This is a genomic window from Burkholderia sp. WSM2232 (assembly GCF_000472545.1).
Classification (GTDB): domain Bacteria; phylum Pseudomonadota; class Gammaproteobacteria; order Burkholderiales; family Burkholderiaceae; genus Paraburkholderia.
The window spans coordinates 217,503-236,054 of the sequence record NZ_AWZV01000006.1; the positions used below are offsets into that span (position 1 = coordinate 217,503).

Annotated in this window: 18 protein-coding genes; 13 read left to right on the forward strand and 5 right to left on the reverse strand. The window is 63.2% G+C overall.

Annotated features, from left to right (window positions below):
* Positions 1 to 83 precede the first annotated feature (83 nt).
* Complete coding sequence (locus F757_RS0106275; protein ID WP_027210666.1) at positions 84 to 1,256, reverse strand: flagellin; 1,173 nt, start codon at positions 1,254 to 1,256, stop codon at positions 84 to 86.
* Between the two features lie 369 nt (positions 1,257 to 1,625).
* Here F757_RS0106275 and F757_RS35670 point away from each other — a divergent pair, with 369 nt between their 5' ends.
* Together F757_RS35670 and rpsU are read left to right on the forward strand one after the other, a co-directional pair.
* The gene (locus F757_RS35670; protein ID WP_156923524.1) at positions 1,626 to 1,817 is read left to right on the forward strand and encodes a hypothetical protein; all 192 of its coding nucleotides are present in this window, start codon (positions 1,626 to 1,628) and stop codon (positions 1,815 to 1,817) included.
* 676 nt (positions 1,818 to 2,493) lie between these two features.
* Entirely contained in the window at positions 2,494 to 2,706 is a 213-nt protein-coding gene (gene rpsU / locus F757_RS0106285; protein ID WP_006050883.1) for a 30S ribosomal protein S21, read from the forward strand.
* A gap of 168 nt (positions 2,707 to 2,874) precedes the next feature.
* Here the strand turns inward: rpsU and F757_RS0106290 are convergent, their stop codons facing one another.
* Both F757_RS0106290 and F757_RS0106295 read right to left on the reverse strand, forming a co-directional pair.
* Complete coding sequence (locus tag F757_RS0106290; protein ID WP_027210668.1) at positions 2,875 to 3,300, reverse strand: hypothetical protein; 426 nt, start codon at positions 3,298 to 3,300, stop codon at positions 2,875 to 2,877.
* Between the two features lie 498 nt (positions 3,301 to 3,798).
* A complete protein-coding gene (locus tag F757_RS0106295) occupies positions 3,799 to 4,455 on the reverse strand; it encodes a DNA-3-methyladenine glycosylase I (RefSeq protein ID WP_051376693.1) in 657 nt (218 codons plus the stop codon).
* A 101-nt stretch (positions 4,456 to 4,556) separates the two neighbouring features.
* Here F757_RS0106295 and F757_RS0106300 point away from each other — a divergent pair, with 101 nt between their 5' ends.
* Both F757_RS0106300 and F757_RS0106305 read left to right on the forward strand, forming a co-directional pair.
* The gene (locus tag F757_RS0106300) at positions 4,557 to 5,450 is read left to right on the forward strand and encodes a BadF/BadG/BcrA/BcrD ATPase family protein (RefSeq protein WP_027210670.1); all 894 of its coding nucleotides are present in this window, start codon (positions 4,557 to 4,559) and stop codon (positions 5,448 to 5,450) included.
* A gap of 205 nt (positions 5,451 to 5,655) precedes the next feature.
* Positions 5,656 to 6,477, forward strand: coding sequence for a Cof-type HAD-IIB family hydrolase (locus F757_RS0106305; RefSeq protein ID WP_027210671.1), 822 nt, complete (start codon positions 5,656 to 5,658; stop codon positions 6,475 to 6,477).
* Between the two features lie 151 nt (positions 6,478 to 6,628).
* On the opposite strand, the gene aqpZ is transcribed toward F757_RS0106305, so the two are convergent.
* A complete protein-coding gene (aqpZ, locus tag F757_RS0106310; RefSeq protein ID WP_027210672.1) occupies positions 6,629 to 7,369 on the reverse strand; it encodes an aquaporin Z in 741 nt (246 codons plus the stop codon).
* Between the two features lie 291 nt (positions 7,370 to 7,660).
* On the opposite strand from aqpZ, the gene F757_RS0106315 reads away from it, so the two are divergent.
* Complete coding sequence (locus F757_RS0106315; protein ID WP_013340871.1) at positions 7,661 to 7,963, forward strand: H-NS histone family protein; 303 nt, start codon at positions 7,661 to 7,663, stop codon at positions 7,961 to 7,963.
* Between the two features lie 303 nt (positions 7,964 to 8,266).
* Here F757_RS0106315 and F757_RS0106320 read toward each other — a convergent pair whose 3' ends face one another.
* Positions 8,267 to 9,331, reverse strand: coding sequence for a glycosyltransferase family 4 protein (locus tag F757_RS0106320; RefSeq protein WP_027210673.1), 1,065 nt, complete (start codon positions 9,329 to 9,331; stop codon positions 8,267 to 8,269).
* Positions 9,332 to 10,032: 701 nt separating this feature from the next.
* Here F757_RS0106320 and flhD point away from each other — a divergent pair.
* The 8 genes from flhD to F757_RS0106360 all read left to right on the forward strand — a co-directional run bounded on the left by flhD (position 10,033) and on the right by F757_RS0106360 (position 18,539).
* Positions 10,033 to 10,353, forward strand: a complete 321-nt coding sequence (gene flhD / locus F757_RS0106325) for a flagellar transcriptional regulator FlhD (protein WP_013340869.1) — start codon at positions 10,033 to 10,035, stop codon at positions 10,351 to 10,353.
* A 49-nt stretch (positions 10,354 to 10,402) separates the two neighbouring features.
* Entirely contained in the window at positions 10,403 to 10,963 is a 561-nt protein-coding gene (flhC, locus tag F757_RS0106330; RefSeq protein ID WP_027210674.1) for a flagellar transcriptional regulator FlhC, read from the forward strand.
* A gap of 261 nt (positions 10,964 to 11,224) precedes the next feature.
* Positions 11,225 to 12,085: a flagellar motor stator protein MotA gene (motA, locus tag F757_RS0106335; protein ID WP_013340867.1), complete on the forward strand. Its 861-nt coding sequence runs from the start codon at positions 11,225 to 11,227 to the stop codon at positions 12,083 to 12,085.
* 19 nt (positions 12,086 to 12,104) lie between these two features.
* A complete protein-coding gene (gene motB, locus F757_RS0106340) occupies positions 12,105 to 13,112 on the forward strand; it encodes a flagellar motor protein MotB (RefSeq protein ID WP_027210675.1) in 1,008 nt (335 codons plus the stop codon).
* A gap of 84 nt (positions 13,113 to 13,196) precedes the next feature.
* Complete coding sequence (locus tag F757_RS0106345) at positions 13,197 to 13,574, forward strand: response regulator (protein ID WP_027210676.1); 378 nt, start codon at positions 13,197 to 13,199, stop codon at positions 13,572 to 13,574.
* 87 nt (positions 13,575 to 13,661) lie between these two features.
* Complete coding sequence (gene cheA, locus F757_RS0106350) at positions 13,662 to 15,962, forward strand: chemotaxis protein CheA (RefSeq protein WP_027210677.1); 2,301 nt, start codon at positions 13,662 to 13,664, stop codon at positions 15,960 to 15,962.
* A 63-nt stretch (positions 15,963 to 16,025) separates the two neighbouring features.
* Complete coding sequence (locus tag F757_RS0106355) at positions 16,026 to 16,556, forward strand: chemotaxis protein CheW (RefSeq protein WP_013340863.1); 531 nt, start codon at positions 16,026 to 16,028, stop codon at positions 16,554 to 16,556.
* 42 nt (positions 16,557 to 16,598) lie between these two features.
* A complete protein-coding gene (locus F757_RS0106360) occupies positions 16,599 to 18,539 on the forward strand; it encodes a methyl-accepting chemotaxis protein (protein ID WP_027210678.1) in 1,941 nt (646 codons plus the stop codon).
* Positions 18,540 to 18,552: the final 13 nt, after the last annotated feature.

Consider the following 18,552-nt stretch of genomic DNA (forward strand, 5'->3'; position numbering starts at 1 on the left):
ATGGAAGGCGAGCCTTCCATCAAAAGACTAAAAACCGGACAACGCGCGGTGACGCGCGAGGTCCGGTCAAACTTCAGAAGCTATTACTGGAGCAGCTTCAGAACTTGCTGCGGCTGCGAGTTGGCTTGCGCCAGAACCGAGATACCAGCTTGTTGCAGCACTTGAGCCTTCGAGAGGTTAGCAGTTTCCTGCGCGAAGTTCGCGTCGGTGATCTGCGATTGTGCCGACGACAGGTCGGTTGCTTCAGCTTGCTGCGACGTTGCAATCGCGCTGAAACGGTTCTGTGCTGCACCGAGACTTGCCTGCAGGTTGCTCACGGCGGTCAGGGCGTTGTCGATTGCGATCATTGCCACGTTCGCGCCGCTGACCGTGCTGATGTCCAGGCTCGACACGGTGGTGTTGGACGCGTTGACCGCACCGATCTGTGCCGTTGCGTTGGTGATCGACGTCGACAGTGCTGCATTCGTCGTGTCGTATGCACCCGTCGACATCGTCAGCGTGGTGATCGGCGAAGTCGTCGTTGCGCCCGTCGACGTACCCGTCGAGAAGATCGAGCCAGCAACCGTTGCGCCGATCGACGAACCGTTCTGGTCGGTGAACGTGAAGCCGCCGTGACCGTCGGACAGGACGTTGATCGAGGTGATCGTTGCGCCCGTTGCGCCGGCCGTTGCTGCTGCACCGGTCGATGCGTCGATGTCCAGACCGCTGATCGTGCCAGCCAGTTGGCCGGTTGCCAGCGAACCGCTGCCGAGGCCGGCTGCGGACATGCTCTTCGACAGGTCGAGGTTGATCGTCTGACCGACGTTCGCGCCAACCTGGAAGCCGACGATACCTGCGGAGCCGTCCAGAATGTTGGTGCCGTTGTACGTCGTTTGCGACGCGATACGGTTCACTTCCTGGATTTGCTGCGCAACTTCTTTCTGCAGTGCTGCCTGGTCCGACGACGACATCGTGCCGGTCGAAGCTTGCACAGCCAGAGTACGGATACGTTGCAGGCTGGAAGTCAGCGAGGACAGCGCGCTCGACGCCGTCTGAATCAGCGACACGCCGTCGTTCGCGTTCGACACGCCCTGGCCCAGACCGTTGATCTGGGTTTGCATACGGGTCGAGATTGCGAGACCTGCTGCATCGTCAGCCGCGCTGTTGATGCGCTTGCCCGACGACAGACGGGTGATTGCTTGCGACAGGGCGCTTTGCGAGCCGTTGAGGTTCTGCTGTGCAACCAGCGAGTTGATATTGCTATTGATTCCGAGCATGGAAAATCTCCTAAATAAGCCTGAGCCCAATACGCCACATTGGCATCGGCGGAAGCTTCGTTCATTGCTGGCCGCCTCAGTGAAGGTTGACGGCGGCCCTAAAAAAAACTTGAGGGACTTTCTATCGCGAGGGGCCGTCGGGCTCGCCCGACAGCGCCCGAAGGCCCCGCCGCACAAGCGTTTGCGGCCGGCGGGCAGGCTCGCCGCGCGATATGAAAAGGCCGCGTATTCGCTTTTTCTCTTCAGATAAAGTGGGAAGAAGTCATGCAAAAGCCGGTGCATTGGGCACTGCGAATTGCAAGTCGCGCCGCTAATGTTCGGCGCAGATGTATTCGGCTGGACCGCTGTCGAAGTGACTTGGTTTCGCTGGTGGATGGCGTTGTCGAGGCCGGCCCCGGCTTCATCGACACCGCAGGCGTGTATTCGGGCCGGGGTGCCGCGTCGGCATGGCCTGTCCGCTACCCGTTGTTGCGGCCGGAGTACAACCTGAACGACTGGCCCGGATACGAGGCCGGTCTCGAGCCGCTCGCGCTCGCCCGCCAGCGAGGCGTGGTCGTGTAGTGTAGGGGCGCGCGAGCGGGGTTTTTGCGTTGAGTCCGTTCGAAGGAAAGTCTTGTATGCGGGCCCCGCGCACGCGGGTTCAGAAGTAATCTGGACAAGCGCGGCCTTACAATCCAGCCTGCGCTCGGCAGAGCGGCCGCGCGGCGTTCCAGCACGCCCGGGAGCGTCGCTGAGGCGCCTCCCATCGTACGGCCGAGCGTGACGGCGACGATTGCGAGCGCCATGTCGCTACGACAGATGGAGAGCCCACGTGGCCGCCGTCTATTTAACGCGGAGGCCGCGGAGCTCCGCGAACTGGACCACGGGAGCGGCTGTGCACCCCGGGGACGGCCTGGCGCAAACCCTAAACCCCTGGTAGGATGGAGAGTTTCCTGATATCATCGGGAGTGAATTGAGATCTTTGCCTGTTTCGTCATCTGTTTTTTGTTGATGAAAGGTTGGCGAAACGGCAGCAGGCGCGGCTTTGCAATACGTCTGTCCGCGTTCCGCGGTGAGCTCCCCACCTCTCTTTTCCGGCCTCCGTGGCCGCTTTGCCTCTCGTTTCATTCGTGGTTTGGCCGGGTTCTTCCCGCGTTTGCCTGTTACTGGCCATGAATCGAAACGACCGGAGGGCCGGCGCGTGAGCGGCTTCCGCCACGCAAATTAACCCGTATCAAGTGATTGAGTTAGGAATTACATGACGACGATTCTTCTGAAGGAAAACGAGCCGTTCGAAGTGGCGATCCGCCGCTTTCGTCGCGCAATCGAAAAGAACGGCCTGATCGCAGAACTGCGTGAGCGCCAATCGTACGAAAAGCCGACCACGGCACGTAAGCGCAAGAAGGCTGCTGCTGTGAAGCGCCTGCACAAGCGCCTGCGTAGCCAGATGCTGCCGAAGAAGCTGCACTAAGCACGCTTTTTCAGCACCAGCCGAACGGCGGTGTGAGCTTCGAAAGAAGCCACATCGCCGTTTTGCTTTATGGATGCAGATTGCCCCAATGTAGGCGGAATTTCGCCTGTGTGAGTGCAAAAATCCCCTGCCAGGTTGGCGCGGGCGATGCCGCGCTCCAGGCTATCGTCAAGCCGCGCTTTTCAACAAATCCGCCGACAGGCCGAATTGGCGTGCAATCGAGCTCAGGCGCTCGTTCCATTCCCATGTGCCGAACACGTCATGCACGTTTTGCAGGCAGCTGAGCAGATCGACGGTGGCCTGATCGTACACATTGATGCGCGAACGCAGCAGCGCCTTGCGCAGCGCGGCGATGCCGGCGTCCATGTATGCGGGCGCCGCGACGGGCGTCTTGCCCACATAGCGCACCGGTACGCCTTCCATGGCCGTCATGTAGTCGCGCAGCTTGATGAAATTGCCGACCGGACAGCCGCCGCAGTAGCCGCGGTAAGCGCCGCCTCCGCGGGGCAGAAGCGCGGCGCGCTTCTGGCCGAAAAGATGGCTGACAGCCTGGTCGAAAATGGCCTGATGGGTGAGGAAGGTGAGAGTTTTCATGATGGTCTCGCTATGCCACGCGGTCGTTACTCGTTGTAGAGCGCCTGATCCCAGTATCGCGCCTGCGTTCGCTGGCGAAATGCCGACTAGCATGGCGAAACGCCCTTAATTCCGGGATTTGCACCGAGCCTGCGGCACGGGTCGCGCAGCGTGGCCGCTGCGGACGCACTGACGTCCGGATTGGCCGATGAGCGCTCTTGATCTGTATAACGGCCGGCAACGACGATAAGCGCAGCAGGGCTTTACCCGATAGCCGTTTTGCGATGACGCGCGGCGAGCCGGCGGGCGAACGGGAGCTCGTCGGCGGCCTCGAACCGTATCGGGACCGGTTTGACGACTCGAGTCAACCGGCTCGCTGGCTTACCGACTCACTGGTCTACCGACTCACCGACTCCCTGGCCCACCGACTCACCGACTACCGACTCACAGACTACCGACTACCGACTACCGACTCACCGACTGTTGACTCACCGACTGCTGACTCACCGACCCGCCGACTTACTGGCCTATCGGCTGACCGGCTCCGCCGGCTTTGCGTGTACGCGGTTTCTTGCCAAGAGCCGCGCAGCGCGCCCGGCACATGCAGGTTGTCTCGTGATCGTTGACCATACCGACCGCCTGCATGAACGCATAGCAGATGGTCGAGCCGACAAACTTACAGCCGTAGCGTTTGAGCGCCTTGCTCAGCGCATCCGACACTTCAGTTGCCGCCGGGGCCTCCTTGTACGACGCCCACTCGTTCTGGATCGGCGTGTTGTCGACGAAAGACCAGACGAAGTTGGCAAACGAGCCATGTTCCGCCTGAATCTGCTGCACGGCACGCGCATTGGTGACGGCCGCTTCTATCTTGCCGCGATGGCGCACGATGCTTTCGTCCGCAACGAGGGTCTCGACACGTTTCGGCGTGAAGCGCGCGACCTTGTCGATGTCGAAATTGTCGAACGCGCGCCGGTAGCCGGCGCGTTTGTTCAGAATGGTCGACCACGACAGGCCCGCTTGCGCGCCTTCGAGCACCAGCATTTCAAACAGATGCTGGTCGTCGCGGGACGGCACGCCCCATTCGGTGTCGTGATACTGTGCGAGCGCATCGCTCGATACCCAGTTGCATCGCTGTGTCACTTCAGCGCTCCCCGTTGTGATGTCGCTCGCCAGCATAGCGGAACGCGCGCGGCCCGCAAGCTGGCCATTCGGCCAATTGCGCGAGCGCAAAGGACCTGCCACGCTGTGCACATTTCCCACGAAACGCATTTCGATCCATGAACACGGACCTCTTTCTGATCGGCGTCGACGGCGGCGGCACTGGCACGCGAATCGTGCTTGCCGACGCGCAGGGGCGCGAACTGGCACAGGCTAATAGCGGGCCGTCGGGCCTGGGGCTCGGCGTCGAGCGCGCGTGGCAGGCCATCGCGGCGGGCTGTGCGGATGCATTCGGGCGCGTCGGCGCCACGTTCGACTGGTCGCGCTGCGTGCTCGGTTGCGGTCTCGCGGGCGTGAATAATCGCGACTGGCTGTCGGCGTTTCGCGCGCAGGCGCCCTCGGTCGCCGGGCTCGCCGTGGAAAGCGACGCGTACACGACGCTGCTCGGCGCGCACGGCGGGGCATATGGTGTGATCGTCGCGCTCGGTACAGGCAGCATCGCGGCCGCGGCAGAGCGCGATGACGGAGACTGCAGAACTGTCAGCGGCTACGGCTTTCCGTCGGGTGACGAAGCGAGTGGAGCCTGGCTCGGCCTGCGAGCCATTGTCCATGCGCAGCATGCGCTCGACGGGCGCGGCCCCAACGACGACTTCGCGCAGGCGCTCCTCGCGCACGTCGGCGCGCGAGATCGGGACGGGCTCGTCGTGTGGCTGTGCGAGGCCAATCAAACGGCGTACGCGAGCCTGGCGAAGATCGTGATTGCGCATCGCGCGCATCCGTTTGCCGCGCGGCTGCTCGGCGAGGCGGGGCTTGAAATAGGGAGGATGATTGCGGCGCTCGATCCCTCGGCGACGCTGCCTGTGGCATTGTGCGGCGGTCTCGCCGCGCCATTGCGCGAGTTCGTGCCGCAAGCGTATCAGCAGCGCTTGCGCGAGCCGCTGGCGGATTCCGCGCACGGCGCTTTGCAGTTGGCGCAACGCGAAGCCGCGCGGATCTCGGGCAGGGCCTTTTAAAAGCCGAAAGCGAAAGGCCCAAAGCGGAAGCCTAAAGCCCCAAGCCCCAAGCCCCAAGCCCATCGGCCAGCGCATCCCGAGCGCTAAAATTCGGCAAGCACACGCCGGCACACCGCACTATGCAGAACGCCCCCAGCGCGAAGCGCCCAAGCGAGTCCTGCCATCGACGGTAAAATACGGCCTCCGACTCGCCCGCCATCTCGCTATGTACAAAGTCATCGCCACCGATCTTGACGGCACGCTGCTCAATGCCGACCACCAGGTCGACCCGTTCACGGTCGCGACCGTGCGCAAGCTCGAAAGTGACGGCGTGCAGTTCGTGATTGCCACGGGCCGGCATTTTTGCGACGTCGCCGCTATTCGCGACATTCTCGGCATCAAGCCGTATCTGATCACGTCGAATGGCGCTCGCATCCATGCGCCCGACAACACCGTGATCCATGCGGACGACCTGCCGCCCGCCGTCGTGCAGCGCCTCGTGCAGCCGGAAATTGCCGGCGCGCATGGTCGCGTGATCGTCAACCTGTTTGCCGACGACGCCTGGCTGATCGACCGCGACGCGCCGCATCTGCTCAAGTATCACCAGGATTCGGGCTTCACCTACGAGGTGACCGAGCTGCTCGCTCATGACGGCGTGGACATTGCCAAGGTGCTTTACATCGGTGACCCGGCGGATCTCGCGCCGGTGGCGGCGAAGCTGGCTCAGGAGTTCGGCGACGCGCTCTACGTGACCTACTCGCTGCCAGATTGTCTGGAGGTGATGACGTCCAATGTGTCGAAGGGGCGCGCGTTGCAGATCGTGCTTGAGCGCGTGGGCGTGGACGCCGGGCACTGCGTGGCGTTCGGCGACAACATGAACGATATCGATCTGCTCGAGACCGCCGGTCATCCGTTCATGATGAACAACGCCAACCCTGAGCTCATGACACGGCTGCCCGATGTGCCGCGCATCGGCAACAACTTCGAAGCGGGCGTCGCCCACCACTTGCGTAAGCTGTTTTCAATCGACGACGAGCTGATGGCCTGACGGCTGCCCGGTCCGGAGCGTTAAGCTTTGGAGCCGTAGCGCCCCCAACTCAAGCGCCCCAACCCGTACCGCACCGGCGCATGGTCCGCGCAAAAGACAAAGCGGGCGCCGCAGCGCCCGCTTGCTTACTACTACAACCGACCAGCCAGAATCAGTCGAGCGCCAGATTCTGCGTGCTGCCGCCGCGGCTCTCCGCAATCAGCGGATACAGCACGCCTGCAATCACGGCACCGACGATCGGCGCGACCCAGAAGAGCCACAACTGGTCCACCGCAGCACCGCCGACGAACAGCGCCGGACCGGTGGAGCGCGCGGGGTTCACCGAGGTATTGGTGACCGGAATGGAAACCAGGTGAATCAGCGTCAGGCACAGGCCAATGGCGATAGGCGCGAAACCGGCCGGCGCACGCTTGTCTGTCGCGCCAAGAATGACAAACAGGAAGAAGCCGGTCATAACGACCTCGCAGGCGAACGCCGCGACGAGCGAGTAATGACCCGGCGAGCGCTCGCCGTAACCGTTGCTGGCAAAGCCGCTCGCGACCAGTTCGAAGCCGGGCTTGCCCGACGCGATCAGCGCCAGCACCGCGGCGCCCAGCACCGCGCCGATCACCTGTGCAACGATGTACGGCAGCAGATCGCGAGCGGGAAAGCGTCCGGCCACCGTCAGGCCGACGCTCACAGCCGGGTTCAGATGACAGCCTGAGATGTGGCCGATTGCATAAGCCATGGTCAGCACGGTGAGACCGAAAGCGAGCGACACGCCGACGAAGCCAATGCCCAGACCGTGCACCGGGCCGGCAAAGTTGGCGGCGAGAACCGCGCTGCCGCAGCCCCCCAGCACGAGCCAGAAAGTGCCGAACAACTCGGCAGCAAGGCGCTTTGACAACTGCATGATTGGTAATCCTAAAATAGTTGATGCTTTGAAAGCACGGAGCCTGCTCGCGGCCGGAGCGGGCGCGGGCACGTAAGCATCAATTCTAGGGAAAGAGGCGCCAATCGAGTGTCAAGAATTGTCAATGCTGGCCGGCTTTACCGTTTATTCCAGGATAAAGCCGTTTTGCAATTCAGCCATGTTTAATAATTATCAGAAGATACCTTCCTAAATCCGTATTCTTATCCATTGCGAATTTTTATAATTGCAGTTAGTCTGCGAGTCGAATGAGTTCTAAAGGGGAGAACCGGAATGTCTCAATATGCAGACCTCAAGGCGCAGATCGCCAAATTGCAGGCACAAGCAGAAGAAGCCCGCCGCACGGAAATCGACAATGTAGTAGCCGACATCCGCCAAAAAATCGCCGAATACGGCCTGACTGCCCAGGACCTCGGCTTTGCAGTGGCCGCCAAGCGGGGCCGTCCGCCCAAGAAGGCGCCGCTGCCGGCTAAATACCAGGACCCGAAAACGGGTAATACGTGGAGCGGCCGCGGCAAACCGCCCAAGTGGATCGTCGGCAAGAACCGTGAACGGTTTCTGATTGGCGCAAGCTGAACGGTTGCCGGGCAGCGCGAAAGCGAATTGAAGGACGATCGGGCGCCCGCGTTACTCGACTGTGCAAATCGGACAAGCAAGCGCATCCAAGCCGGCATTAAAAAGCCGCCTCTGCAAGGCGGCTTTTTCTGTAAAAGGAGCGCGATTAGTCGGAGTTACTGTTCGCGCAAACGATTCACGTGGAAAAAATGTCCGGTCAGGTGCATCAAGTGGAAAGCGCATGCGACGAATCAGCGCGTATCTCAACTAGTCGCCGAGCGGTTCACAGCGCCGCACGCATAAAAGCTGCGGCGCTTGCGCTCGTCAACCCACCGCGACCTGGCGAAGAATCGGCCGGCGCGTGGCCTCGATAAGCGCCGAGTAGGCGTCCACGTAGTTGCGCGCCATCGTCCTCGCGCTGAAGCGGCGCTCGAACTGGGCCCGGATTTCCGTGCGCGACAGCTCGTCCAGACGTTGCAGCGCAGCCACGGCACCCTGCACGTCCTCGACAATGTAGCCGGTCACGCCGTGGTCGATCACTTCCGGCACCGAGCCGCGGTTAAAGGCAATCACCGGCGTGCCGCACGCCATCGACTCGATCATCACGAGGCCGAACGGCTCCGACCAATCGATCGGGAACAGCAGCGCCTTGGCCCCCGACAGAAACTCGGGCTTTTGCGCCTCATTGATTTCGCCGACGAACTCCACGTGCGCCTGCGACAGCAACGGCTCGATCTCGCGTTTGAAATAGTCCTGGTCGGCCTTGTCCACCTTCGCGGCGATCTTGAGCGGCAAACCACTTTGCGCAGCAATCTTGATCGCGGTGTCCGCGCGCTTTTCGGGGCAAATGCGGCCGAGGAACGCGAGGTACTCGGGCTTTTTGTGCGCCTGAGGCGTAAGCAGCTGCTCCGGCAGACCGTGGTAGATCGTGTTCAGGAAGTTCGCCTGCGGCAGCGGCACACGCTGCGAGTCCGAAATCGAGATGACGGGCGCGCCCGGGAACGCATCGAACACGGGCTGCAGCTCCGGCAGGTCGAGGCGGCCATGCAGCGTGGTCACGAACGGCGTGTCCATCGTCGAGAACAGCGGGAACGGCATGTAGTCGAGGTGAAAGTGCAGCACGTCGAATTCGTGCGCGACCCGCCGCACCTTCTCCATCATCAGGACGTGCGGAGCCAGCGCGTCGCGAATCGTGGGGTCGAGCCGCAGCGCACGAGGCCAGCACGCGTCGAGCTTTGCGGATGTCACCGAGTCGCCGCTCGCAAACAGCGTGACGTCATGGCCTTCGGCGACCAGTGCTTCGGTCAGGTAGGACACGACACGTTCGGTGCCACCGTATAGTTTCGGCGGGACTGCTTCATACAACGGCGCAATTTGTGCGATTCGCATGCGTTTCTCCTTTCTGGATACCGGCTTCGCACAGCAGCGCTCGGGTAGAGCGGGGAGCGAATGCCTGACGGACGGTTGGGCGCGGTGAGCCGCCGCCCGGGGGTGCACCGAACCTGCATCGGGTTATCCCTTAGCTTCATTATCGGGATCGGGCGCGCCGATTCGAGTTATTTTTCAAACGCTTAATGTTGTTACAGCGCGAAACATGGGGCGTTACACGCGTCACCGGCCGCCCCGCCTGCTTTTCACGCCTTTTTACGCCCGCTCCGGGAGCGCGGCGCAAAATGTCGCGCTCCCTTATAGCAAGCGCCGAGCCAGCCCTCCAACACGAAATATTACGCGGCGGTGAAAACGACATATAATTCCGCTCACCTTCGCACGGTGCGAGCTACGCGGCATCAAAACTCACCGTTTAGTACACCCGCGTGCGGTTTGTCATGCGGCGTGCATAGTCAACTACAGCGCGCGTCCTGCGCTAGCCGATTTTCCTCTCCCAAACCCAGCAATGTAGGAAAAAGACCTACATGAATGACGGATGAATCCGTCAAGCACGTTGGGTGTCTGTCCGATTTTGTTTCCCTCCCCCTTTCGAGACAATGCTCGCAAGACTAGAGACGAGCCGATTCGTGCGGTTTAAGTGCGCGCGTTCGAGCAAACGTTTCCGCAACGGCCTGACCAGCCAGATACACCCCGGGGGAATCATGAGCGCGACAAGCGAAATGCTCACTGAGATCAGAGAAGTCAACCTGTCTTATCTCCTGCTCGCGCAGCGCCTGCTGCGCGAAGACAAGCCGATGGGCATGTTTCGCATGGGGATTTCGGACCAGCTAGCCGATGTGCTCGCCAACCTCTCGTTGGCGCAGACCGTCAAGCTCGCGGCGTCCAATCAGGTGTTGTGCCGTTTCCGTTTCGACGACCACGCCGTGCTCTCCGCGCTCGCGGACAAGGGCAAGTCCAGCGCCGTCGCCCAAGCGCATTCCGCGATCCTGATGGCCAGCCAGCCGGTTGAGCAACTCGGCTGATGACGCCTGGCAGCCTGGGCAAGGCAATCGGGACGGGGACCTAAGCAGGATGGCATATAAAAGTGTGGTGCTCGAAGTCAAGGAAATCACCCTGGCCATCGAACTGATCGAACTCGGCGCGCGTCTGCAGTTGCTCGAAGCGGAAACCAGCCTGTCGCGCGACCGGCTCATCAAGCTGTACAAGGAACTGAAAGGGGTGTCGCCACCCAAGGGCATGCTGCCGTTTTCGACCGACTGGTTCATGACCTGGCAGCCGAACTTTCACTCGTCGCTGTTCTACAACATCTACCGTTTCATGGCCGACCACGGCCGCTGCGCGACCATCCAGTCGATCGTGAAGAGCTACCGGCTCTACCTCGAGCACGTCCAGTTACACGACGACGAACCCGTGCTCAGCCTCACGCGCGCCTGGACGCTGGTGCGCTTCTTCGACTCGGGGATGCTGCAGATCACGCCCTGCTGCCGCTGCGGCGGGCATTTTGTCGCACACGCTCACGACCCGAAGCATGGTTTTGTGTGCGGTCTGTGCCAACCGCCCTCGCGCGCCGGTAAGACAAAGAAAGTCGCCGACGCCCGCGCGCGCGAGCGACTGCTCGCGCTTCCTGCCTAGCCTCGGGCGCCGCGGTTGCCGCGGTTACCGCTGCCGGCACCGCGCGGCGGCCTGCGCCCGGGCCCATCCGGGAGCCCATCCGGCGGGCCTTTGCGTGCCGCTCACCGGGCCGCCGCGCCGCACGCAGCCGCTTCCTCGCCGCCTCTCCGCGCCTCTGGTTTACACCTGCGAGCGCCGCCGCTTTTCCACCAAAGTTTTCTGGTGCGTTGCCGTAAACCAGTTTAACGACGGTCACCGTCGCATCTTTGTGAGGGCTCGGCAGTGCTGATTTTCGTGGGAACACTCGTGACGCTTTTGTCCGTTTTCGGCGGTTACGCGCTGGAAGGCGGCCATCTCGGCGCGCTGTTGCAGCCCGTTGAAGTGCTGATGATCGTCGGCGCAGGCGTCGGCGCGTTCATCCTCGGCAACGGGATGAAGACGATCAAGGCAACGCTGCGCGTCATTCCGACCCTGTTCAAGGGCGCGAAGTACAACAAGGACGTGTATATGGAGCTGATGGCGCTCCTCTACGTCCTGCTCGCCAAGGCGCGCAAGGAAGGCACGCTGACGCTGGAGGCGGACATCGACGACCCGTCGAAGAGCCCGATCTTCACGCAATATCCGAAGATTCTCGCCGATCACCACATCATCGAGTTTCTGACCGATTACCTGCGGCTGATGGTGGGCGGCAACATGAACGCGTTCGAGATCGAAAGCCTGATGGACGAAGAGATCGAAACGCATCACCAGGAAGGCGAAGCGCCCGCGCATGCGCTCACCAAGGTCGGCGACGCGATGCCGGCGTTCGGTATCGTGGCCGCGGTGATGGGCGTGGTGCACACCATGGCGTCCGCCGACAAGCCGCCGGCGGTGCTTGGCGAAATGATCGCGCAGGCGCTGGTCGGCACCTTCCTCGGCATTCTGCTTTCGTACGGCCTCATCGGGCCGCTCGCGAGCGTCGCCGAACAGCGCGTGACCGAATCCACCAAGATGTTCCAGTGCATCAAGGTGACGATTCTCGCGAGCCTGAATGGGTACGCACCGGCGATCGCCGTCGAGTTCGGCCGCAAGGTGCTGTTCTCGACCGAGCGTCCGTCGTTCGCCGAGCTCGAAGAGCACGTGCGGCGCGTGAAGGCCAAGTAAGGGCGCCGGGACCGAACCGATGAGCAAGGACAAAGACCGCGCGATTGTCGTCAAGCGCTCCGCACCGAAGAAGTCCGGCCACCACGGCGGCGCGTGGAAGCTCGCGTACGCGGACTTCATGACCGCGATGATGGCGTTCTTCCTGCTGATGTGGCTGCTGAGTTCGGCGTCTACGGTGCAGTTAAAGGGCATTGCGGAGTACTTCAACCAGCCGTTGAAGATCACGCTGTGGGGCGGCGACCGCAGCGCGGAAGACTCGAGCATTCTGAAAGGCGGCGGCCGCGACATCTCGACCGACGCGCAGGGCGTGACGCGTTCCACGGACGGTTCGAACAATCGCGCCGAGCGCACCGTCTCGCACAGCAACGAAGATTCGATGAAGCAGTTGCAGGGCGAACTGGAGCGTCGCGAGCAGATCCGCCTGCACGATCTGCAGGTGAAGCTGATGGCCGCGATCGAAGCGAATCCGGTGCTGCGCCAGTTCAAGCAGCAGATCCGCATCGACTCGACGCTGACGGGCCTGCGCATCGAGATCGTCGACTCGCAGAAGCGGCCGATGTTCGCGACCGCGAAAGACCAGGTGGAGCCGTACATGCGCGACATTCTGCGCGAGATCGGCCACACGCTGAACGACGTGCCGAACCGCATCATCGTGCAGGGACATACCGACGCCGTGCAGTACGCGGGCGGCGAGAAGGGCTACAGCAACTGGGAACTGTCCGCGGACCGCGCCAATGCGTCGCGCCGCGAGCTGATTGCAGGGGGCATGGACGAAGCAAAGGTGATGCGCGTGCTCGGTCTCGCGTCGACGCAGAACCTGAACAAGGCGGACCCGCTGGATCCGGAGAACCGCCGCATCAGCATCATCGTGCTGAACAGGAAGTCGGAGGAGGCGCTCAATCATGACGACTCGACCACGACGACCTTGTCGGACGACGCAGCGGGCTCCAAGCCGCTGCTGCAAAGACTGGCGCCGCCCGTGACGGCCGCGCCGAAGGTACCGGCGGCAACGCCGGCGGCTCAGTAACAGGAAGGCGGTCGCCCGGCCGTCCCCGCGCCACGGCGGCGCGGCCAGCCAGGCGGCACAAAGCGCAAGCGCAACGAGGTTTTCATGATCAGGCACATCCTGGCAATCGACGATTCGGCATCGATGCGGCAGATTCTTTCCGCGACGCTGACGGCGGCCGGCTATGAGGTGACGCTCGCGGCGGACGGCGCAGAAGGGCTCGAAAACGCGCTCGCCGTGCGCTTCGATCTGGTGCTGACCGATCAGCACATGCCGGGCAAGACCGGCCTCGATCTGATCGCCGAGTTGCGCGGCAATCCGGCTTACAGGGAGACGCCCATCCTCGTTCTGACGACGGAATCGGGCGAGCCCTTCAAGGCCGCGGCGCGCGAAGCAGGCGCGACGGGCTGGATCGAAAAGCCGGTCGACCCCGATCTGCTGACCGAACTGGTGGCGGCGTTGGCCCAGCCAGATCACGCATAAAGCATCAACCCAGACAAGTTATAGAAGCTCTCGACGCTGCGGCAAGGTAGCCCAGGCCTAGACAGGAACTCTCGCGGTGACCCAGGCATGACACTCGACATCACTCAGTTCTATCAGACGTTCTTCGACGAAGCGGACGAACTGCTCGCGCAGATGGAGCAGTTGCTGCTCAATCTGGACGTCGCGCATCCGGACCCCGAAGACCTCGCGGCGATTTTCCGCGCGGCGCATTCGATCAAGGGCGGCGCAGCCACGTTCGGCTTTACCGCGCTGACGGAGACGACGCACATCCTAGAATCGCTGCTCGACCGTGCGCGCAACAACGAACTCGTGCTGCGCAAGGACATGATCGACACGTTCCTCGAAACCAAGGACGTGTTGTCCGGCCAGCTCGCCGACTACCGTGCGAGCGCCGAGCCCGACGCAGCAGTCGCGAAGGCGATCTGCGCGAAGCTCGAGCAGTTGCACGCGGAAAGCCGGGGCGCTGCCGCGCCGGCCGCGACCGCACCGGCCGAAGCACCGCAGGCCGCAGTGAGCGTGCCGGTCGAGGCACTCGCAACAGTAGAAGAAGGCAGTCCGCCGGAGCACGTCGTCGAACAGGCGGTGCAGGCGGCGGGCGAATGGAATGACGGCGAACCGGCACAGACCGGCGCGGCCGACGGAGCCGGCGACGCGAATGACGCCGCCGGCCCGCATCTGAAAATTACGCTACGGGGCGTTGATGAGAAGGACCAGGAACTGCTTGCCGAAGAGCTGGGCAACCTGGGCAACATCGTCGGGCAGGTCAAGAGCGGCGGCGACCTGACGCTGTGGCTTCAGACCGATGTCACGTCCGACGACATCATCGCCGTGTGCTGTTTCGTGATCGACGAAAGTCAGATCTCGATCAGCCGCGGAACCGCACCGGCGGACGGTGCTCAGCAAGGCGAACCTGGAACGCCCGACGCTGAGCACCCGTCTCCGGCGCAAGCAGCACCGGCGGCTTCGGCCGCCACCCATACCGAAGCGCCCGCCGCCCCGGCGCCGAGCGCCGCCGAGCCTGCGAAGGCCGCGGCCCCTGTTGCGGCCGCGGCTCCCGCTGCGGCGAGCGCGTCCGCACCGGCGGCCGCGCCCGCAGCCGCCCCGGCGCCAGCGACGGCACCGGCAGCGGCCGACTCCGACCGCAAAGCCGCGCGTCCCGCGGCAGCAGCGGCCGGCGCCGAGGGCAGTTCGATTCGCGTGGGCGTCGAAAAGGTCGATCAGCTGATCAACCTCGTCGGCGAACTGGTGATCACGCAAGCGATGCTCGCGGAAACCACCAGCACGTTCGACCCGGCGCTGCACGACCGGCTCTTCAACGGCATGGCACAGCTCGAGCGCAACGCGCGCGATCTGCAGGAAGCCGTCATGTCGATTCGCATGATGCCGATGGATTACGTGTTCAGCCGCTTCCCGCGTCTCGTGCGCGATCTCGCGGCGAAGCTCGGCAAGGAAGTGGAACTCGTCACCTTCGGTCAGGCGACCGAACTCGACAAGAGCCTGATTGAGCGGATCATCGACCCGCTCACCCACCTCGTGCGCAACAGTCTCGACCACGGCATCGAAACCGTGGAAGCGCGCCGCGCCGCAGGCAAGGACGCGACCGGCCAGCTGGTTCTCTCGGCGGCACATCATGGCGGCAACATCGTCATTGAAGTGAGCGACGACGGCGCCGGCCTGCGCCGCGACAAGATTCTCGCGAAGGCGGCGAAGCAGGGCATGCAGGTCAGCGAAAGCATGACCGACGACGAAGTCTGGAACCTCATCTTCCTGCCGGGCTTCTCGACGGCGGAGCAGGTCACGGACGTGTCGGGCCGCGGCGTCGGCATGGACGTGGTGAAGCGCAACATCCAGTCGATGGGCGGCCACGTCGAAATCACGTCGCAGGCCGGCAAGGGCAGCACGACGCGCATCATCCTGCCGCTCACGCTGGCGATTCTCGACGGCATGTCCGTCAAGGTCGGCAACGAGATCTTCATTCTGCCGCTGAACTTCGTGATGGAGTCGCTGCAGCCGCAAGCCGAGGACATCTACACGGTCGCCAACGGTGAGCGCGTGGTGCGCGTGCGCGGCGAATACCTGCCGCTCGTGGCGTTGCACGAAATATTCAACGTGGAAGACGCGAAGCAGGAGCCGACCCAGGGCATCGTCACCATCATGCAGACCGAGGGGCGGCGCTTTGCGATGCTGATCGACGAGCTGGTGGGGCAGCAGCAGGTCGTCGTGAAGAACCTCGAAACCAATTACCGCAAGGTGCACGGCATTTCCGCCGCGACCATTCTCGGCGACGGCAGCGTCGCGCTGATCGTGGACGTGGCGGCGCTCAACCGCGAGTCGCGCAACGCGCATGGCGCAATGAGCCTCGCATGATGTCCGCGACATTCGCAGCAACACTCACTCAACCTGATTTATCCCAACCGTTTGGGGGCTAACGTGGCAGAAGTTCAATCCATCAATTCGAGCGTCGCGAACGCGACGAATGGTCGCCGCGACGCGCAGCAGGCCGACGCCGGCGGTCAGGAATTCCTCGTCTTCACGCTCGGTGCCGAAGAGTACGGCATCGACATTCTCAAGGTGCAGGAAATCCGCGGCTACGACAACGTGACGCGCATCGCCAATGCGCCCGATTTCATCAAGGGCGTGATCAATCTGCGCGGCATCATCGTGCCGATCGTCGACATGCGCATCAAGTTTCACCTGGGCCGCGTCGAGTACGACCACCAGACCGTCGTGATCATCCTGAACGTCGCGCATCGCGTGGTCGGCATGGTGGTGGATGGCGTGTCCGACGTGTTGACGCTCGCCGTCGACCAGATCATGCCGGCGCCTGAATTCGGCGCAACGCTGACGACCGAGTATCTGACGGGACTCGGCACCGTCGACGGCCGCATGCTGATTTTGATGGACATCGAAAAGCTCATGACGAGCCGTGAGATGGCGCTCATCGAAACGCTCGGCGTGTAACGGCTGCGGCGTTCACAAAAGTTTGCAACAGGGAGCAGTGAGATGCTAAGCAGGTGGTCGATTCGCACATCGCTCACGCTAGTGGGGATCATTCTCGTCGCGCTGACCATGGTGGTCGGCGTGCTTGGGCTGACGGCGCTCGGCAGCGCGAGCCGTTCGCTCGACCGTATTGCGCGCGGCGATCTGGTGGCGATTCACGCGCTCGACGACGCTTCTGCCTATCTGCTGCGCTCGCGCATCTCGCTCGACCGTGTCACCGCGCTCACCGCTGCGGGCGAAACAGAAATGGCCAGCAAGGTGCTGGACCGCGCTGTCGAGCTTTATGGCTTCAGCAACAAGAACTGGCAGATTTACCTGGACGCGCCGAAGGCGGGCGTCGACCAGGCAAAAATGGACGAGCTTGCCGCACTGCGCGGGACCCTCGTGCGCGACGGCGTGGAGCCTGAATTCGCGGCGCTGCGCGCGAACGATCTGGCGGCCTATCACGCGATTGCCGACAAGAAGATCAGTCCCATGTTCGTGGCCTACGACAACGTGGCGGCCGTCGTGGTGAAGAGCCTGCAGCAGCAGGCAGTGGACCAGCAGGCAGACGCGCAGTCGAACATCTCGCTGATGACCACGCTGATCGTCGCCTTTGCCGCACTTGCGCTGCTGCTCGTGATCGGCCTGCGCTTCGCGCTGCGCGGCCTGATCATTCGGCCGCTGCAGGACGCAACCGAATGCTTCGAGCGGATTGCTGCGGGCGACCTGTCGGAAACCATCGAGGTGCGCAGCCGCAATGAAATCGGCCGCCTCTTTGCCGGCATCAAGCGGATGCAGGACAGCATGGCGTCGATGGTCACGGCGGTGCGCAGCAGCACCGAGTCGATCGACACCGGCGCGCGCGAAATCGCAATGGGCAACACGGATCTGTCGCAGCGTACGGAAGAGCAGGCCGCCTCGCTGCAACAGACCGCGCAGAGCATGGAACAACTCACGGGCACGGTGCGGCAAAACGCCGAGAACGCGCGCCAGGCGAGCCAGCTTGCCGTGAACGCGTCCGACATCGCGACGCGCGGCGGCGACGTGGTGAGCCAGGTCGTGACGACGATGCAGGACATTGCGAGCAGCTCCAGCAAGGTCGTCGACATCATCGGCGTGATCGAAGGCATTGCGTTCCAGACCAACATTCTCGCGCTGAACGCGGCAGTCGAAGCGGCGCGCGCCGGCGAACAGGGCCGCGGTTTCGCGGTCGTGGCGGGCGAGGTGCGCAGCCTTGCTCAACGCAGCGCGAGTGCCGCGAAGGAAATCAAGGAATTGATCGGCGACTCAGCCGACAAGGTGCAAAGCGGCTCGGCACTCGTCGGACGCGCGGGCACCACGATGGACGAGATCGTGCAGGCCGTGCGCCGCGTGACCGACATCATGGGCGAGATCAGCGCCGCTTCGGAAGAGCAGTCGGGCGGCATCGAGCAGGTCAATCGCGCCGTTGTGCAAATGGACGAAGTGACGCAGCAGAACGCCGCGCTCGTGGAAGAAGCAGCGGCTGCCGCAGCGTCGCTCGAAGACCAGACGCGTCAGTTGCAAGCGGTGCTCAGCGGCTGGAAGGTCGCGAGCCATGCGGCGCGTGGTTTCAACGCGCCGGGCACGGCGGCTGTGCAGCAAGTGAAGGCGCGTGTGGGCGGCGGCATCGGCAAGCCCGCTGCGAAGGTGGCGCCGCGCGCCGCGCAAGCGGCAGCCAGCGCGCCGGCCGCTCACGCTGCTGCGGCTCATGCGACCCATGCGGCAGCGCATGCAACGACCAACCCATCGGCTCATGCATCGACTCACCCAGCAGCCCCGAGCAGCGCCGCACCGGCTTCGGGCAACCACGAAGCAGGCGCCGGGCGCGTCGAACCGGCATTGAAGCCGAAGGCGCCGCGCGCGGCATTCGAACCGGCCGCCCGTCCGGCAGCGGCGAGCGTGAGCTCGGCGGGCTCGGACGCGGACTGGGAAACCTTTTAAACATGACGATGAA

What these genes read in the sequence shown, in the direction of transcription:
- flhD (WP_013340869.1), top strand. Translation starts at nt 10,033, where the DNA reads ATGAGCGCGACAAGCGAAATGCTCACTGAGATCAGAGAAGTCAACCTG.
- F757_RS0106295 (WP_051376693.1), bottom strand. Translation starts at nt 4,455, where the DNA reads ATGCTGGCGAGCGACATCACAACGGGGAGCGCTGAAGTGACACAGCGA.
- F757_RS0106275 (WP_027210666.1), bottom strand. Translation starts at nt 1,256, where the DNA reads ATGCTCGGAATCAATAGCAATATCAACTCGCTGGTTGCACAGCAGAAC.
- rpsU (WP_006050883.1), top strand. Translation starts at nt 2,494, where the DNA reads ATGACGACGATTCTTCTGAAGGAAAACGAGCCGTTCGAAGTGGCGATC.
- F757_RS0106300 (WP_027210670.1), top strand. Translation starts at nt 4,557, where the DNA reads ATGAACACGGACCTCTTTCTGATCGGCGTCGACGGCGGCGGCACTGGC.
- F757_RS0106320 (WP_027210673.1), bottom strand. Translation starts at nt 9,331, where the DNA reads ATGCGAATCGCACAAATTGCGCCGTTGTATGAAGCAGTCCCGCCGAAA.
- cheA (WP_027210677.1), top strand. Translation starts at nt 13,662, where the DNA reads ATGACACTCGACATCACTCAGTTCTATCAGACGTTCTTCGACGAAGCG.
- F757_RS0106305 (WP_027210671.1), top strand. Translation starts at nt 5,656, where the DNA reads ATGTACAAAGTCATCGCCACCGATCTTGACGGCACGCTGCTCAATGCC.
- F757_RS0106360 (WP_027210678.1), top strand. Translation starts at nt 16,599, where the DNA reads ATGCTAAGCAGGTGGTCGATTCGCACATCGCTCACGCTAGTGGGGATC.
- F757_RS0106290 (WP_027210668.1), bottom strand. Translation starts at nt 3,300, where the DNA reads ATGAAAACTCTCACCTTCCTCACCCATCAGGCCATTTTCGACCAGGCT.
- aqpZ (WP_027210672.1), bottom strand. Translation starts at nt 7,369, where the DNA reads ATGCAGTTGTCAAAGCGCCTTGCTGCCGAGTTGTTCGGCACTTTCTGG.
- flhC (WP_027210674.1), top strand. Translation starts at nt 10,403, where the DNA reads ATGGCATATAAAAGTGTGGTGCTCGAAGTCAAGGAAATCACCCTGGCC.
- motB (WP_027210675.1), top strand. Translation starts at nt 12,105, where the DNA reads ATGAGCAAGGACAAAGACCGCGCGATTGTCGTCAAGCGCTCCGCACCG.
- F757_RS0106315 (WP_013340871.1), top strand. Translation starts at nt 7,661, where the DNA reads ATGTCTCAATATGCAGACCTCAAGGCGCAGATCGCCAAATTGCAGGCA.
- F757_RS0106345 (WP_027210676.1), top strand. Translation starts at nt 13,197, where the DNA reads ATGATCAGGCACATCCTGGCAATCGACGATTCGGCATCGATGCGGCAG.